The organism is Paraburkholderia nodosa DSM 21604 (assembly GCF_000519185.1).
GTDB lineage: Bacteria > Pseudomonadota > Gammaproteobacteria > Burkholderiales > Burkholderiaceae > Paraburkholderia > Paraburkholderia nodosa.
The window spans coordinates 97,480-114,583 of record NZ_JAFA01000019.1; the positions used below are offsets into that span (position 1 = coordinate 97,480).

Genomic DNA, 17,104 nt, shown 5'->3' on the forward strand with positions numbered 1-17,104 from the left:
CGTTCGTCGCTCGCGTGCAACGTCAATGCAGATCGCGCTTTCTACGGTGTAACCTTTCGCGCAGACCTTAATCGCCACGACAAGTAAATATTCCCGTCCTTAGGCTATCCCAAGCACCGCATCCACGCTATTCCTCAGGTCGATAACAAACTCATCATATTTCGTAACGTCAAGAAATTCCGAAATAATTTGAAAAATTCGCTCTGCGTTTGCGCCGACTGGCCCACGCTTTAACAGACTCATCTCGACTTGGTGTAGCCAGCGGGGATCGCTAACGGCGCCGGTTTGCTCGGGGAGGCCTGGAAAGCGATCGCGATGTTCATAAATTTTTTTGATATTCAGCAGCCCGACAAACGTCGGTTTCAAATACATCACTTGGACGCCATCAAATGCTTCCAGTCGAACGGATGCACGTCGCGAAGCATCATCGTCATCAAGAACGAAGATCGCCTCTTTCTTGCTAGTACGTAAAAGCGTTAGTAGTCGCTCTGAATGATAAACTCCGCCCAACGCTACGGCCCGGACATCCTTGACCTCAAGCTTGCTCGCTAGCCCCCGGTCTTGGCGCATGAAATCGATAAACAACTCATCGACTTTTCCCTCTACAAACAACGTAATTTCAACCTGATTTCGGGGAGTGGGACCTGCCGCAGCAGGGCGCTCATCGTCCTCTTTATCCCGCTCCGCTTCAGCGCTCTTTAGCACTTTTGCCGATCCAGGTATGCGCATAGACCGAGGGAACAGAGGAAGCCAACCCTTACCTCGATGCCAGATAATCGGCAACGTGGTATTTGGGGTATTGTGATCAAATACCAGCAGGCCGCCTACGCCGCCGAAACCAAGTTCCGATGTGGATATACTGCGACAGTACCGTCGGATCCGCTCAAGCATGGCCTCACGCTCGGACATTGGAAGCCCCGAATAGATCGCAGCATCCATATTCGTGACTGTATCTCTGGAACTGTATTCCAACGCAGTAACGACAGACGCTCCAGAGTCCTCTGTTACACGCTGGATCCCATCTTCGTATCCCGCCACGGTCAGCACAAATATCTGCCGCGGCTTAACCAAGGAGTGCACTTCCTCCGCTACTTTTTTAACCTCTTTGGCGATGGCTTTCCCGGTTCCGATGACGTCATCGACCAATACGATGTTGTCGATATTCGAGAGGTCGAGTTTTTCTTCATCATCACCAAAATAAAAATCATCCTCGGGGATGTCCGCCGTAACCCTGTAGTGATACGAAATCAGCGCTCCACTTTTTGCTGCATTTCCTATTCCAGCATAGAGTGTATTATTTCCTTTGACTGCCGCCCCCTTCTCCGAGATGCGCCTCTGTAGCTTTGCGTGAGCCACTTCTAAGGCGGATCTAATCTGCAGAGAGCCGAGAACATCTAAATTCTCTATGATTCGCACCGCCAACGGGTAATCTGCGACATCAAACTGCAAAACCCATTTAATCGCATGATCCATGGTCACTTCAACCGGCCAACTTTCAATGGCAGCTTGAATGCGATCGGCGTATATCTGGATGGAAGAAGGAAGTACGTTTTTCAATTTTTCCCCGAGTTCTTTGATTTGCAAGCAACAACCTTTGCCATTTTCGCGACGATGCCCGCGATCCAAGGCCTTGTCGCCGAATTGCTCTAGTCGGTTGCGAGCAAAGTTTCACTCCGACTGATGAGGAGGCGTGGTCTTTTAAAACTCCGATGACCATTCATGGAACGCAAGTGAGCCATGAACATTCGATTGACGAGACATGCGAACGACCCAGCTTAGCCATTCGCCGTCTAACGAAAGTTCGCTCCGTACATTCGCCACATGCATTGCCGAATCTAACGCTTCCGGCGACTTACTCTGGCCAGCATTGCTAACGGAGCCGAGGCAGTCGCTGCGGCCAAACTCGCCGCCTCTCGTGATTGCGTCGCCCAAGGCAGAGAAGCGCGCAGTAGACGGCGGCATAGCAAATGATGCCAATAGCCACCTCGACCATGAAATTTTTGATCATGCTAGGCGTGCGGTGATTGAGCGGCATCAATTATTGCGGATTTCTGGCAGAAATACCGAATACCCGACAAAGGACGAACGAAATAGCGAGAAGAGCCCGTTCAGAACTTTGCAACGGTATAGATTCGCGTGCCTCCTGAGAAGAAAACCATTCTATTGCCTTTCAAATATTCGTCCCGCATAAAGTAGGCCTTTGGGAAGGACTGCAGTTGTCGTGTGACGATCGCCGACCATGTAATCAACCGCGTCGAAGAAGTCGCGCCGCGGGTCGTCGCCTCTCGTCCTCGCGGCGGCAGCGCTAGATCAGGCGGCCGTTGCGACGAGCCCACTCTAGCGGGTCGAGCCGCCCCTTGCTAAGGTTGCATCGCGGACAAAGAAGTTGGATGTTGGAAATATCATTCATCCCACCGTTGATCAGCGCAACGATATGGTCGCGGTGAAAGGCATTGCCCAGCTTTCTCATACAGCTTGCGCAGCGCCCTTTTTGTTTTTGATACAGATTCCCCACCTCCTCGCCTGTGAACGTACCTCCGGCATTGCGCCTTCTAGCCCGGCAGCCAGCGGCATACGCGATTGCGGCCTCAGGCATATAACTAGTTTTGTCCCGGCGAGCGCACCCGCACGATATGGCGCGGCCCTGCTGCAGACTGCTGTGAGGTGCAACATATATCCCTCCGCAGTCGCAAGCGCACAACCACCGAGCAACGCTCCGAGACATCCGTTCTACGAGCCGCAATACAGTCAGCTTCCCGAAACGCTGACCGACTAAGTCGACTATGCGTGCGGCGACATTTTCCGCGCGGGCTTCCCTCTTTCGGCATCCACACGAGACTTTCGTACCGTTCAGCAGATTCTTCGCTGAGACATCGACCGTCGAGCCGCACTCACATTGGCACGACCAAAGCACACGGCCACCCTCTGAGCGACCGGCACGCCCGAGCACCGCCAGTCGCCCGTATGAACGGCCTGAAATATCGCTAAGAACTGATTCACGCGAGCGTTCGATGCGGAGACACCCGCAACTGGATGTGTGACCGCGCACCACGAAGGTCGCAGCCATTTCGACGACTGCTCCGCAGTCGCATTTGAAAGACCAGAACACCTTCTTGTCGCGACTGCCCAAGCGCTGGAGCGCGGTCAGCCGGCCGAATTTTTGACCATCAATTTTTAGCGTCATGCTCTCCCCGCACAGCCCTTCAAGGGTCCGCATGATAGCGTGCGCATCAGCCTTCCACGTAGAGGTAACACACCACGTCGCCTGGGTGCACGAGCACTTCACATTCACCACATAAACGGCGCTATGGATCGAAGCTGAGCACGACGGGAATTGCCTAGCGAGATATTCGCCCGCTCCTTGAGGATGCGATTCAGCACCGTATCTTGTGCGACGGCGTTCCCGCGCGAAAAGAAGCGCTGGCTATTGGGTTTCGGACTGCAGTCGCCGCCTTGGGCCTGCCTCTACGCGCCTAGCCGCTAGAGCCGAAGCCGGAAGTTGGCGCTTAAAACGCGCTAGACGACTGGCGGCGATGCAGCCCTATATTTTGACCAACGAAGATGCGCGGCCACGCTCCGCGGTTCGATCAATCTGCGCGTCATTGCAGCGCTATCAAAATCACCCCATCGATAGAGAAACTAGCAAAAAATTGTGCACTGCACACCGAATTTCGCGGTTCCCGCACACTTTGTTGTATCCGAAGCGCAATTTTTGCGTTCCCGCACACTTTGTTGTGCGCCGATAACCCCAAATATTCTCTTTGACAAACACTCTTACGATATATATCTTAAGACATGTTTTAAGATACTCACCAGACAAGGAGGCCCTATGCGCCACCATCCGCACTTTGGTCACACCGGCCGTCACGGCCACTCCGGGCGCGATCCGCGCGACTTCCTCGGCGGCCGCCACCCGGCCATGCAGGCGCTCCATGCGCTGCGCCACGCCATGGGCCGCCATCGCGGCGGCGAAGGTCCCGGCGACTTTGGCGATCGCTTCGGCGAAGGTTTCGGCCGCGGCTTCGGCGGCTTCGGCGACGGCGACGGTTTCGGCCGTGGCCGCAAGTTCACGTCCGAAGACCTGCAACTCATGCTGCTCGTGCTGCTCGCCGAGCGCCCGAGCCACGGCTACGAACTCATCAAGGCGCTCGACGCGCGTTCGAACGGCTTCTACAGCCCGAGCCCCGGCATGGTCTATCCGGCCCTCACGTACCTGGAAGAACTGGGCTATGTGAGCGTGACGCTCGAAGGCAACCGCAAGCGCTACGAGCTTTCGCCCGAAGGCCGCGCGTACCTCGAGACCAACCGCGAACGCGCGGACCTGATCCTCGCGAAACTCACGCACTTCGGCCGCAAGATGGAAGTCATGCGCCGCGCCATGGCCGGCGAAGATCCGGCCGAAGGCAGCGCCTGGGTGCGCGAGCTGATCGAGGCGCGCCGCGCGCTCAAGCGCGCGCTGCTGCGCCGCACCGACGCCGCGCCGGAGGAGCAGCGCCGCATCGCCGCGATTCTTGCGCGCGCCACGCAGGAAATCGAAAACGGCAGCGACGACAGCGACGTTTGACAACCCGCTTCCACGCGCTACGCGGCGACCCATGCCGCGCCACCCCAACATCATCGGAGCCATACATGCAGAACCCGTCCCAACTCGAAGTCGTCCGTGTGCGTCACCCGCTGAAATTCCGACTGTTGCGTGTGGCGCGCGTCACGGCGCTCTCGCCCTCGCTCGTCCGCGTCACGCTCACGGGTGATCTGGGCGACTTCGTCTCGGCGTCGTTCGACGATCACATCAAGGTGTTCTTTCCCGCCGCCGGTGAGGAAAAGCCAGTACTGCCAACTTTCGGTCCCGACGGCGTCGTGTTCCCCGAAGGCGTCGAGCGCCCCGCCGCGCGCGACTACACGCCGCGCCGCTTCGATACGCAAGCGAATGAGCTCGATCTGGAATTCGCGCTGCACGAAGCCGGCCCGGCCACGGCATGGGCGGCACAGGCGCAGCCCGGCCAGTATCTCGGCGTGGGCGGCCCGCGCGGCTCCATGGTGATTCCCACGGGCTTCGACTGGCATCTGCTGATCGGCGACGAAACGGCGCTGCCCGCCATTCAGCGGCGCCTCACGGAGCTGCCGGCCGGCGCGCGCGTGGCCGTGGTCGTGGAAGTGGCGGATCGCGCGGCCCGCATCGAACTGCCCACCGAAGCCGATCTTTACGCCACGTGGTGCTATCGCGACGAAAGCGAATCGGAGCAGCCGCTCGTGGACGGCGTGTCCGAAGTATGGCTGCCGCCGGGCGAGGGCTACGTCTGGGCCGCCGGCGAAGCCTCGGCGATCCGCGCGGTGCGCGCGCATCTGTGCAACGAGCGCGGCGTCGACAAGAAGCGCATTCGCGCTTCCGCCTACTGGCGGCGCGGCGCGCAGGCGGCCCACGAAACGATCGACGACTGATCGATCTCGCTGGCGCGGCAACACTGCCGCGCCTTTTTACTTTCAGGCTCCAAGCCCATACATGACCCCTTCTCTCACCCCGCTGCGCGAACGCACGCTGCTCTGGCTACTGGCGCTCACGCAGTTCACCGTCATCATGGATTTCATGGTGATGATGCCGCTCGGCCCGCAGATCATGCACGCGTTCGCGATCACGCCCGCCGCGTTCGCGACGGCTGTTTCCGCGTATTCGCTCTGTTCGGGTCTATCAGGACTCCTTGCTGCGACGTATATCGACCGTTTCGATCGCCGCTGCCTGCTGCAAGTGGCCTACGCACTGTTCGCGCTCTCCAATCTCGCCTGCGCGCTCGCCACGAACTTTCATCTGCTGCTCGCCGCGCGTGCGTTCGCGGGTCTCACCGGCGGCGTGCTGGGCTCGATCGTGATGGCGATCGTAAGCGACGTGATTCCCGCCGCGCGGCGCGGCGCGGCCACGGGCATCATCATGACCGCGTTCTCCATCGCCGCCATCGCGGGCGTGCCGGCCGGCGTGCTGCTCGGCGCGCACTACGGCTGGAGCGCGCCGTTCATGCTGCTCGTCGCGCTCTCCGTGGCGATCTGGCTCGCGGGCTCACGCGTCGTGCCCCCGCTCACCGGGCATCTCGGCCAGCGCACGCCGCTCGCGCAAGTGCTGCCAACCCTTTGGCGACTGCTCACGCTGCCGCGCCACCTGAAGGCCTTTGCGCTCACCTTCACGATGATGGCCGGTCACATGCTCGTGATCCCATTTATCGCGCCGATGCTCGTCGGCAATCACGGCATCGCGCCGCAGCAGCTCTCCTGGCTCTATATGGCGGGCGGCGCGGCGACGTTCATGACCTCGCGCGCGGTGGGCCGTCTCGCGGACCGCTACGGCAAGCGCCGCATCTTCCGCGTGATGGCGCTCGTTTCGCTCATGCCGGTGCTGTTCGTCACACATCTGCCCGCGTTGCCTTTCCTCGCGCTCGTGGCGTTCTTCGCATTGTTCATGATCTCGATGTCGGGCCGCATGGTGCCGATGCAGGCTTTGCTCACGACGATTCCCGAGCCCGCGCGGCGCGGCGCGTTCCTGAGCGCCAACAGCGCGGTGCAGGCGCTAGGCACGGGCATCGGCGCGTGGCTGGGCGGCCAGTGGCTCACGAATGGCGCGAACGGCGCGATCATCGGCTTCGGGCAGAACGGCTGGATCGCCGCGGCGCTCACGTGCGTGGCGGTGCTGTGGGTTTCGCGGGTGCGGGGGGCGTCGGAAGACGTGTCGAGTGACGTGGCCGCGCCTGCGGGCACAGCGCCTACGACTGCGGCTACGCAATCCTGAGCCGCAAAAGAAAAACCGGTTCGCAGGCGTGGCGCGCCTCATGAGCGCGCCACGCACCGCGAACCGGTCGTGCTTCAGGTAGAAAGCGGATGAAACCGCGGGCCTCGGGTAGATTCGCCCGCGTGCAGCGCGGGACCCGACCGGCCGATCGGGTGCTCGCGCGGCGTCGCTCCACGAGGGAGCGAGCCAATGATGCTTAGAAGCGGTGACGCAGACCCACCGTTGCGGCGACCTGGTTCTGCGAGGTCGACGGCGACAGCGTGTTGATCATTGCAACGTTCGCGCCGGCGTCGCCGAGTTCGCCCGAAGCGTGCTGGTACACGGCGCCAGCGTAGACATCGGTGCGCTTCGAGAGCGAGTAGTCAGCCGTCAGCGAGACGGTGTGCCACTTCGGATCGCCCGAACCGTTCGAACCCGTGACCTTGCCGTCCGTGAACGTGTACGACGCGTTCAGGGCGAGAGCCGGCGTGAGCGCGTAGGCGCCGTTCAGCTCGAAGTTGTCCATGTGCAGGTTCGTGCCCGACGGGATCGAGAACGTGTTGCCGCCCTGGCCGCCAGCGATCAGGTTTTCGTACTGCGTGTGCGTCCACACGAAGCCGACCGTTGCCGGGCCGTAGTTGTAGTTCACGCCTGCGCCGAAGGTGCGCTGCGTTTGTGCCGACAGATTGAAGTTATTGCCGTTCGATGCCGAATTCGCGCCGTTGCTGTTCGTGTTCGTCGGCGAGTTGTTCATCTGCAGGTAGGCAGCCGCGAAGTTCAGCGGGCCGTTGCCGTACGATGCGCCAGCGCTCCATGCGCGGTTGTTCGCGAACTGGCCAGCGTCGTTGCTGAAGCCGTACATGCCGCCGAACTTGAAGCCCTGGTAGTTGACGCTCTGGTACTTGACCGCGTTCTTGATCGAGAACGAGTGGTCGAGGTTGTCGTTGTCGAACGGGTGAGCGGCGAGGTTGTTGCCGTAGCCCGAGCCCGTTTCCGAAAGCGGGCCGAGGTAGTCGACCATCGAGTCATACTGGCGGCCGAGCGTCAGCGTACCGAAGCGGTCGCTCTGCAGACCGACGAACGCCTGGCGGTTGAACATCGTGCCGCTCTCGGTGTCCTTGCCGTTGTTCAGGTTGAAGCCGTTTTCCAACGTGAAGATCGCATGCAGACCGCCGCCCAGGTCTTCGCTGCCCTTCAGGCCGAAGTACGTGTCGCCGACGGTGCCGCTACCCTGGTTCCATGCGGCGTGGCCGCCTGCATTGTTCGCATAGACGATACCCGCATCCAGTGCGCCGTAGAGAGTAACGCTGCTTTGTGCGTGAGCGGAGGCTGCGAACGCGCCGAGGACGCCCGCGATAATCAAAGTATTCTTCATGACTTTCCTTATGACATTCAGACCGCGCTGAAGCGGCTCCGGGTATTGGAGCCACACCGGCAATCCCGGGCGAAGTCTACGTGTCAAAGGCTTTAAATCGCCTTGGCAAATGCTGTAACAGTTATTTGCTGAATCTGGAAATATCGAAATTATAATCCGTAAGTCATTGTGGCAAATGGGAAATACGGAGTAATGCAGCGATCGGCCCGAATAGGCCGTGTGGCAAGCACGCGACGCCCGCTTCAGCGCGGCAATTCGATTATTGTGGAAAGTGGATTAATTGCGGGCGATTTGCAGCGATTAAAATTTTCGCGACCGGTGAAACTTTATGACCATGATCATAGTCTTGTCGCGCGCGTGCATTATTTCTCTATGCGGCGATTATTATTGCGTGAAATCGCGATTATCAAACGAATGATTTTCGGCCTCCTCCGTGGCGCTCGACATCGCCCCTCGCGCGGCACGCGCGCAGGCGCGGGCGCGCGCATCCGTTAAAATCCCGGAACGCGCGCGCACTGCGCGCACCACCCGCATCGACGCCACTTCTACCGAACGGCCGCGTCGCCCTCACCCGTCCGGCGCGAGACCCCGTCATGACAAACAAAGCCACTCCTACGCACGCCCAGCCCTTCAGCGAGCTGCCGCTCGCGCCCGCCATGCTCGCCAACCTCACGCGCCTCGGCTACGTCGACATGACGCCGATCCAGGCCGCGAGCCTGCCCATCGCTTTCGCGGGCCACGACCTGATCGCCCAGGCCAAGACCGGCAGCGGCAAAACAGCGGCCTTCTCGCTCGCGCTGCTTTCGCGTCTCGACCCGCGCCGTCAGGACGTGCAGGCCATGATCCTCTGCCCCACGCGCGAGCTGGCCGACCAGGTCACGCAGGAAATCCGCCGTCTCGCGCGCGCGGAAGAGAACATCAAGGTGCTGACCCTGTGCGGCGGCACGCCCATGCGGCCGCAGGCGGCGAGCCTCGAACACGGCGCGCATATCATCGTGGGCACGCCGGGCCGCATCATGGACCATCTGGAGCGCGGCACCCTCGCGCTCGGCGCGCTCAATACGCTCGTGCTCGACGAAGCCGACCGCATGCTCGACATGGGCTTTTTCGACGACATTGCCACCGTGGTGCGCCAATGCCCCAAGGAGCGTCAGACGCTGCTGTTTTCGGCGACCTATCCCGAAGGCATTACGAAGCTGAGCCAGCAATTCCTGCGCAATCCGAAGGAAGTCAAGCTCGAAGAACACCACGACGACAGCAAGATCCGCCAGCGCTTCTATGAAGTGACGGAAGACGAGCGCCTGCACGCCGTGGGCATGTTGCTCAACCACTACCGTCCCGTGAGCACGCTCGCGTTCTGCAACACCAAGCAGCAATGCCGCGACCTGCTCGACGTGCTGCGCGCGCAGGGCTTTCACGCGCTCGCGCTGCACGGCGAGCTCGACCAGCGCGAGCGCGACCAGGTGCTGATCCAGTTCGCCAACCGCAGTTGTTCGGTGCTCGTGGCGACCGACGTGGCCGCACGCGGCCTCGACATCGCGCAGCTCGAAGCCGTGATCAACGTGGACGTCACGCCCGACCCGGAGGTGTACGTGCACCGCATCGGCCGCACGGGCCGCGCCGACCAGGACGGCTGGGCGCTCAGCCTCGCGAGCATGGACGAGATGGGCCGCGTGGGCGGCATCGAGCAGGCGCTCAAGCGCGAAGTCGAATGGAGCCCCCTCGCGCAACTGAAGCCCGCCAGCAACGCGCCGCTGTTGCCGCCGATGGAAACGCTGCAAATCCTCGGCGGCCGCAAGGAAAAGATCCGTCCCGGCGACGTGCTGGGCGCGCTCACCGGCGAAGCCGGCTTCAGCAGCGCGCAGATCGGCAAGATCAACGTGACCGATTTTTCGACCTATGTAGCCGTGGAGCGCAGCATCGCGCGCGACGCGCTGCGCAAGCTCAACGCGGGCAAGGTCAAGGGCAAGAAGGTCAAGGCCCGCATGATGGACGAATGAACTGACGAATCATCCTCGCCGGGTGCGCACGCGACTTGCGCGCCCGCGCTGCACCGCGCCTCAGTTACCCCGCGTTCAACCGGATCAGGAAAGCCATGAAACAACCGCTCAGAATCGATTTCGTCTCCGACATCGCGTGCCCGTGGTGCGCAATCGGCCTCTCGTCGCTGAACCTCGCGCTCGAACGGCTGCGCGACACCGTCGATGCGCAGATCGTCGTGCACCCCTTCGAACTGAATCCGCAGATGGGCCCGGGCGGCGAATCCGTGGTCGAGTATCTCAGCAAGAAGTACGGCCGCACGCCCGAGCAGATCGCCGAAACGCAGGCCATGATCCGCGAGCGCGGCGCGAGCGTCGGCTTCGCGTTCGGGCCGCGCGAGCACATCTACAACACCTTCGACGCGCATCGTCTGCTGCACTGGGCCGGCATCGAGGGCAAGCAGTTGCCGCTCAAGCTGGCGCTGCTGCGTGCGTATCACGGTGAGGGCAAGGACACGAGCGACCACGCGGTGCTCGTCGCGGCGGCGCAGTCCGTGGGGCTCGACGCGGATAAAGCGCGTGCAGTCCTGGAAAGTGGCCAGTATGCCGACGAAGTGCGCGCCGAAGAGCACGAATACCAGTCGGCCGGTGTCCAGTCGGTCCCGGCGATCATCTTCAACCAGCAGTATCTGGTCAGCGGCGGCCAGCCCGTCGAAACCTTCGAGCAGGCGATCCAGCAAATCCTGGCCGAGAGCGCCAAGGCCTGAACGGCTCAGGCGTCTGAAGCCCCCGCGCGGCGCGGCCTCGCGCCCGCGAATACTCCGCTTTCACGGGCCGCCGCGCCGTCGTTCAGGCGCCCGGCAGACGGCCGATGCCGGCCGCCCCCTCGCGGGCGTGTAAACTAGCGGGTTTTTTGCCCAGGTGGAAAAGTGCTAGCCCCGCAACGCCTCGCGTTGAGCGGCCCGACGCTCGTTCGCTTACTTGCCCGCTTCGGCGACGCCGAAGTGCCCGAATCCCGGCAATCGATCTCGGACCAACTGAGCCAGTGGCTCGGCTGGACGGACGCCATCGCGCTTTCAACGGCGCTGAGCGTGCAGACGCCGGGCGGCGAGCCAGCCACGCGCGTGGGCGCCAGTTCCGAACAAAGCCAGAGCGAGCGCGTGCGCGCGGCGCTGAGAAAGGCCATTGCGGGCGAAGGCGCGCCTGCGCGGCGCGACGGACGACGCACGCAGGCCGCCAGCCAGCCAGCCGATGTGGAACCCGATTTCGCGGATTTCCGCCAGCGCTACCTCGCCCTGCAGCAGGCGATGGAGACCGACGTCGCCACGCTGCGCGCCCGTCTGCGTGCCGCGCTGGCCGCCCGTGCGCCTGCGCTCGCGCGCCTCGCGACGGTGGACGCCGTGATGGAGCAGGCGCTCGGCGCGCGCGAGCGCAGCCTGCTCGCCGGCGTGCCCGCGCTGCTCGGCGCGCATTTCGAGCGGCAGCGCGCCGCGGCCGCGGCGCAGTGCACCGGAGAAAGCGCCGCGCCTCACGCCTGGCTCGCCGGCTTTCGCAAAGATATGCAGAGCGTGTTGCTCGCCGAACTTGAGATTCGGTTTCAACCGGTGGAGGGGCTGCTTGCCGCCCTTCGCACCAGCTAACCCAAACGCTATGTCCCGCGCTATGTCCCGATTTCGCATTGAACCTGTTGTCTTCGTCGTGGGTCTCGCCGCCGTGTGCTGGATCGGCGCCGGCTACGCGGTCACGAACCCGCTTGCGAGCGCCGTCACGCTGCTGATCGGCGCGTGCTATGTCACAGGCGCGTGGGAGCTGTATCGCTTCCAGCAGGCCACGACCACGCTCGCGCAGGCCGTCGCGCAACTGAACACGCCGCCTGCGCGCCTGGCCGGCTGGCTCGACACGCTGCATCCGGGCCTGCGCAATGCCGTGCGCGCGCGCATCGAAGGCGAACGCGTGGCCCTGCCGGGCCCGGCGCTCGCGCCCTACCTCACGGGCCTGCTCGTGCTGCTCGGCATGCTCGGCACGCTGCTCGGCATGGTCGTCACGCTCAAGGGCACGGGCGCGGCGCTGGAAAGCGCCACCGACCTCGATGCCATCCGCGCCTCGCTCGCCGCGCCGGTGAACGGCCTCGGCTTCGCGTTCGGCACTTCGATCGCGGGTGTGGCCACCTCCGCGATGCTCGGCCTGCTCTCCGCGCTTTGCCGCCGTGAACGCATCGAAGCCGCGCAGCAGCTCGACGTGAAGATCGCGACGACGCTGCGCGCCTTCTCGCCGGTTCATCAGCGCGAAGCCTCGTTCAAGCTGCTGCAGCGCCAGGCCGACGCCATGCCCGCGCTGGTCGACAAGCTTGGCGCGCTGATGACGCTGATCGAACGCCAGGGCGCCGCGCAGCACGAACAGCAGATCGCGACCCAACAGACCTTTGCCGCGAACGCCGAAGCCGCCTGGAGCCGCCTCGCGGCTTCCGTGGGCCAGTCGCTCAAGTCGAGCGCCGCCGAAAGCGCACGCGCCGCGGGCGCGGCGCTGCAGCCCGTCGTCGAAGCGACCATGGCGGGCCTCGCGCGCGAATCGGCGTCGATGCAGGGCGCGCTCACGCAGGCGGTGCAGCAACAGCTCGAAGGGCTCGCGAGCGGCTTCGAGGTCTCGACGGCGAACGTCGCCGAGATCTGGAACCGCGCGCTCGCGCAGCACCGCCAGACCAACGAGGCGCTTGCCGCCGACCTGGGCGGCGCGCTGGAGCGCTTCAACGCAAGCTTCGAGCAGCGTGCCTCGGGCCTGCTCGATGGCGTGTCGACGCGCTTCGAGAGCGCATCGGGAACGATGTCGCAGGCGTGGCAGGCCGCGCTCGAACAGCAAGCGCGTGCCGGCGAAACGCTCGCCGCGGGCAACCAGCAGGCGCTCGCCACGGCGGCGGCAACGTTCGAGCAGCACTCGGCGTCGCTGCTGCGCGCGGTCGATGCATCCCATGCGGACCTGCAGACGAAGCTCGGCGCGCGCGACGAAGCGCGGCTCGCAAGCTGGGCCGATGCGCTTGCGGCGATGGCCGCCACGTTGCGCACGGAATGGGAAGCGACCAGCGCGGTTTCCGCCCAACGTCAGCAGGAAATCTGCGCGACGCTCGCGCAGACCGCGAACGATATCGCTGCGCAGTCGCAGCAGCACGCGAGCAAGACGATCGCCGAGATCGATCGCCTGGTCGATGCCGCTTCGGAAGCGCCGAAGGCCGCAGCAAACCTGCACGCGGAAATCTCCGCGCGCGACGAGCAGCGCATCGAAACGTGGACCGCATCGCTCGCAACGATGGCCGCCGGGTTGCGTAAAGAGTGGGAAGCAACGAGCGCTCACACGGCGCAACGTCAGCAGGAAATCTGCGCGACGCTCACGCAAACCGCGAACGATATCGCTGCGCAGTCGCAGCAGCACGCGAGCAAGACGATCGCCGAGATCGATCGTTTGGTCGAAGCAGCCGCCGAGGCTCCCAAGGCCGCAGCGAACCTGCACGCGGAAATCTCCGCGCGCGACGAGCAGCGCATCGAAACGTGGACCGTATCGCTCGCAACGATGGCCGCTGGGTTGCGTAAAGAGTGGGAAGCAACGAGCGCTCACACGGCGCAACGTCAGCAGGTAATTTGCGCAACGCTCGCGCAAACCGCGAGCGATATCGCCGCGCAATCGCAACAGCACGCCAGCAAGACGATTGCCGAGATCGATCGTTTGGTGGAAGCCGCTGCGCAAGCGCCGAAGGCCGCCGCGAACCTGCACGCGGAAATCTCCTCGCGCGACGAGCAACGCCTCGAAGCATGGAGCGCGTCGCTTGCCACGATGTCGGCGGCCTTGCGCGAGGCATGGGAAGCCACGAGCGCGGCCACCGCGCAGCGCCAGCAGGAAATCTGCGCAACGCTCGCCCAGACCGCCAGCGACATCACCACACAATCGCAGGCCCATAACGCCAGCACGATCGCCGAAATCGGCAGCCTCGTGCAGGCTGCATCGGTCGCGCCGCAGGCGGCAGCCGAAGTCATCGCCGAGCTGCGCCAGAAACTCTCGGACAGCATGGTCCGCGACACCGCGATGCTCGACGAGCGCAACCGTCTGCTCGCCACGCTCGAAACGCTGCTCGACGCCGTAAACCGCGCCTCGACCGAGCAGCGCTCGGCGATCGACGCGCTCGTCGCCACGTCGTCGGATCTGCTCGAGCGCGTGGGCGGCCAGTTCAGCGCGAACGTCGAAGCCGGGAGCGGCAAGCTCGGCGCGATCGCCGCGCAGGTGAGCGGCAGCGCCGTGGAAGTGGCGAGCCTCGGCGACGCGTTCGGCGCAGCCGTGAGCGTGTTCGGCGAATCGAACGACAAGCTCGTGGCGCATCTGGAGCGCATCGAGGCCGCGCTCGACAAGTCGCTCGCGCGCAGCGACGACCAGCTCGCCTACTACGTGGCGCAGGCGCGTGAGGTCATCGACCTGAGCATGCTGTCGCAGAAGCAGATCGTCGAGAACCTGCAGCAGCTCGCGAACCAGCGCGCCACTGCCGGAGCGGACGCGGCATGAACGACGAAATCGACGGCGGCGCGGCCCCCGCTGCGCCGGTCTGGCCCGCGTTCGCCGACCTGATGTCGGTGCTGCTGGGCGCGTTCCTGCTGATCCTCGTGGGCGTGGTCGGCATGCAGCTCGAACTGTCGAGCCGGCTCGCGAACGAGGTGAAGCAGCGCAAGGCAGAAACCGAGCGCCGCAAGACGCTCGAAGAGGCGCTCGCGGGCCCGCTCGCGGCGGGGCGCGTGACGCTCGTGAACGGACGCATCGGCATTAGCGGCAGCGTGCTGTTCGCGCTGAACTCGGACCAGTTGACGCCGCAAGGCCGCGATCTGCTCAAGAGCCTCGCCGGGCCGCTCACGGCGTATCTGAAGAGCCGCGACGAAATCCTGATGGTGAGCGGATTCGCCGACGACCAGCAAGTGCACGCAGGCAACCGCCGCTTCGCCGACAACTGGGAGCTTTCGGCCGAACGCGCGCTGACGGTCACGCGCTCGTTCATCGACGCCGGCGTTCCCGCGTCGTCGGTGTTCGCGGCGGCGTTCGGCTCCGAGCAGCCGGTGAGCGCCAACACCGACGAGGCCGGCCGCGCGAAGAACCGCCGCGTGGAGATCGCGCCGGTGCCGCGGCCGACCGTCGGCGAGGGCAAGCATGGTCAATGATGCGGGCCCGCGGTTCTCGCAAGCAGCCGCACAAGCCGCCGCGCCGGACGCCCGCGCCCTGCTCGACGCCTGGCGCGCCCGCGGCGCGGACCAGCTCGACCCGGTGCGCTTTCACTTCATCGAGGCGCTGGAGCGCCGCGCCGCCGCACACGCGGGCGAAGCGCGCCAGCTCATCGACGCGCGCCTCGCACAACTGCTCGACGCCTTCGCCGACGACCTCGCGCGCGAGACATCGAACATCACGCACAGGCTCGGCGACGAGACGGCGAGAAGCGAACTGGGCCGCCTCGTCGATTCGCTCGCGCGTGCGGAACCGGCACAACCGGCGACGCGCGTGCGGCACGAGCCAGACCCGGAGCTGGTCGAATACTTCCGGCAGACGTGGTCGCGCGTGCGCTCAGAAAAGCAGTTGCGGCAGTCGCTGGACCAGGTGCCCAGAAACGCGGGGCCGCTCAATTCGAGCAGCCTCGTGCATCGCGCGCTCTCGCTCATGCGCGAAGTGTCGCCGGGGTATCTGCAGCAATTTCTCGCCTATGCCGATGCGCTTTCGTGGCTCGAGCAGTTGAATGCGAGTGTGGGAGTTGCGGCGCCGGTGAAAGAGGCGCCGCGGGCAACGTCAGCGAAGAAAGGGGCGCGCAAGGGGCGCTAGCGCCCTCACCCCGCCTTGCGGCGCTCCCGCACCGCCTGCGCCAGCCCGTCCAGCACCGGCGCCGTCTGCGCCCAGCTGATGCACGCGTCGGTGATCGACACGCCGCGCTTGAGCGGCACGCCCGGCTTCTGGTCCTGGCGCCCCTCTTCGAGATGGCTCTCGATCATCACGCCGACAATGCGTTTGTCGCCGCCCGCCAGCTGCTCGCCGATATCGCGCGCCACGTCGATCTGGCGCTGATGCGCCTTGTTCGAGTTCGCGTGCGAGCAGTCGATCATGACCTGTTCGCGCAGCCCCGCCTTCGCGAGCGACGCGCAGCACGCCGCCACGGAAGCCGCATCGTAATTCGGCCCGCTCTTGCCGCCGCGCAGGATCACGTGGCAGTCGTCGTTGCCGCGCGTTTCGAAGATCGCGGCCATGCCCATCTTCGTCATGCCCATGAACGCATGGCTCGCGCGCGCCGCGACGATGGCGTCGGCGGCCACCTGCACGCCGCCGTCGGTGCCGTTCTTGAAGCCGATTGGGCACGAGAGGCCGGAGGCGAGCTGCCGGTGGCTCTGGCTTTCGGTCGTGCGCGCGCCGATCGCGCCCCACGCCACGAGGTCGGCGATGAATTGCGGGCTCAGCAGATCGAGGAATTCCGTGGCCGTGGGCAGGCCGAGCGCGTTGATGTCGAGCAGCAGCTGGCGCGCGGCGCGCAGGCCCTCGTTGATGCGGAAGCTGCCATCCAGACGCGGGTCGTTGATATAGCCCTTCCAACCCACCGTGGTGCGCGGCTTCTCGAAGTACACGCGCATGACGATCAGCAGGTCGTCCTCGAGCGTATCGGCCTTCGCCTTGAGCAGCTTCGCGTATTCGATCGCCTGGTCGTGGTCGTGGATCGAGCACGGGCCCACCACCACCACGAGCCGGTCGTCGCGCTGCGCGAGCACTTCGGCGATCTCGCCGCGGCTCGTTTCGACGAGCGTTTGCGTCTCCTGCGGCACCGGCAGCTCGTCGAGCAGCAGCGCGGGCGAGATGAGCGGCCGCACGGCGCCGATGCGCGTGTCGTCGATGCGGGTCGTGTCCTGGGTGGCGTCGGCCACGCCGACTTCCTGGTCGTGCTGCGGATTGTCGATACGGCTCAAGATGTTCTCCAACTGCGCTTTTGACGCGCGCATCATG

General features: G+C 64.2%; 14 protein-coding genes. 10 read left to right on the forward strand and 4 right to left on the reverse strand.

Translation table 11 applies throughout. The features are described 5' to 3' along the window. Window positions 1–99: 99 nt before the first annotated feature. Window positions 100–1,626, reverse strand: coding sequence for a phosphoribosyltransferase-like protein (locus A3CW_RS0125625; RefSeq protein ID WP_154678031.1), 1,527 nt, complete (start codon window positions 1,624–1,626; stop codon window positions 100–102). Window positions 1,627–2,305: 679 nt separating this feature from the next. Next, window positions 2,306–3,217: an HNH endonuclease gene (locus A3CW_RS54570; protein WP_081771807.1), complete on the reverse strand. Its 912-nt coding sequence runs from the start codon at window positions 3,215–3,217 to the stop codon at window positions 2,306–2,308. Between the two features lie 612 nt (window positions 3,218–3,829). Here A3CW_RS54570 and A3CW_RS0125645 point away from each other — a divergent pair. The 3 genes from A3CW_RS0125645 to A3CW_RS47635 all read left to right on the forward strand — a co-directional run bounded on the left by A3CW_RS0125645 (window position 3,830) and on the right by A3CW_RS47635 (window position 6,772). Further along, on the forward strand, window positions 3,830–4,564 hold the full coding sequence (locus tag A3CW_RS0125645; protein WP_028206110.1) for a PadR family transcriptional regulator: 735 nt from the start codon (window positions 3,830–3,832) through the stop codon (window positions 4,562–4,564). 65 nt (window positions 4,565–4,629) lie between these two features. Then, window positions 4,630–5,439 carry a siderophore-interacting protein gene (locus A3CW_RS0125650; protein ID WP_028206111.1) on the forward strand — a complete coding sequence of 270 codons (810 nt, stop codon included), beginning with the start codon at window positions 4,630–4,632 and terminating at the stop codon, window positions 5,437–5,439. A gap of 61 nt (window positions 5,440–5,500) precedes the next feature. Continuing rightward, a complete protein-coding gene (locus A3CW_RS47635) occupies window positions 5,501–6,772 on the forward strand; it encodes an MFS transporter (RefSeq protein WP_035513942.1) in 1,272 nt (423 codons plus the stop codon). 196 nt (window positions 6,773–6,968) lie between these two features. Here the strand turns inward: A3CW_RS47635 and A3CW_RS0125660 are convergent, their stop codons facing one another. Then, window positions 6,969–8,126 (reverse strand): porin, encoded by a 1,158-nt coding sequence (locus A3CW_RS0125660; RefSeq protein WP_028206112.1) that lies wholly within the window; start codon window positions 8,124–8,126, stop codon window positions 6,969–6,971. 219 nt (window positions 8,127–8,345) lie between these two features. Here A3CW_RS0125660 and A3CW_RS52495 point away from each other — a divergent pair, with 219 nt between their 5' ends. The 7 genes from A3CW_RS52495 to A3CW_RS0125690 all read left to right on the forward strand — a co-directional run bounded on the left by A3CW_RS52495 (window position 8,346) and on the right by A3CW_RS0125690 (window position 15,940). Further along, window positions 8,346–8,621, forward strand: coding sequence for a hypothetical protein (locus A3CW_RS52495; RefSeq protein WP_154678032.1), 276 nt, complete (start codon window positions 8,346–8,348; stop codon window positions 8,619–8,621). Between the two features lie 98 nt (window positions 8,622–8,719). Further along, window positions 8,720–10,126, forward strand: coding sequence for an ATP-dependent RNA helicase DbpA (gene dbpA, locus A3CW_RS0125665; RefSeq protein WP_028206113.1), 1,407 nt, complete (start codon window positions 8,720–8,722; stop codon window positions 10,124–10,126). A gap of 95 nt (window positions 10,127–10,221) precedes the next feature. Further along, window positions 10,222–10,872 carry a DsbA family oxidoreductase gene (locus A3CW_RS0125670; RefSeq protein WP_028206114.1) on the forward strand — a complete coding sequence of 217 codons (651 nt, stop codon included), beginning with the start codon at window positions 10,222–10,224 and terminating at the stop codon, window positions 10,870–10,872. A 162-nt stretch (window positions 10,873–11,034) separates the two neighbouring features. Beyond that, complete coding sequence (locus A3CW_RS0125675; RefSeq protein WP_028206115.1) at window positions 11,035–11,745, forward strand: DUF3348 domain-containing protein; 711 nt, start codon at window positions 11,035–11,037, stop codon at window positions 11,743–11,745. A gap of 22 nt (window positions 11,746–11,767) precedes the next feature. After that, window positions 11,768–14,647: a DUF802 domain-containing protein gene (locus A3CW_RS0125680; protein WP_028206116.1), complete on the forward strand. Its 2,880-nt coding sequence runs from the start codon at window positions 11,768–11,770 to the stop codon at window positions 14,645–14,647. Beyond that, on the forward strand, window positions 14,644–15,291 hold the full coding sequence (locus tag A3CW_RS0125685) for an OmpA family protein (RefSeq protein ID WP_028206117.1): 648 nt from the start codon (window positions 14,644–14,646) through the stop codon (window positions 15,289–15,291). Before A3CW_RS0125680 ends, A3CW_RS0125685 begins: the two co-directional genes overlap by 4 nt. After that, window positions 15,281–15,940: a DUF2894 domain-containing protein gene (locus A3CW_RS0125690; protein WP_081771808.1), complete on the forward strand. Its 660-nt coding sequence runs from the start codon at window positions 15,281–15,283 to the stop codon at window positions 15,938–15,940. The genes A3CW_RS0125685 and A3CW_RS0125690 overlap by 11 nt, the downstream gene beginning before the upstream one ends. 5 nt (window positions 15,941–15,945) lie before the next feature. Here A3CW_RS0125690 and A3CW_RS0125695 read toward each other — a convergent pair whose 3' ends face one another. After that, window positions 15,946–17,067 carry a 3-deoxy-7-phosphoheptulonate synthase gene (locus tag A3CW_RS0125695; RefSeq protein ID WP_028206119.1) on the reverse strand — a complete coding sequence of 374 codons (1,122 nt, stop codon included), beginning with the start codon at window positions 17,065–17,067 and terminating at the stop codon, window positions 15,946–15,948. Window positions 17,068–17,104 lie beyond the last annotated feature (37 nt).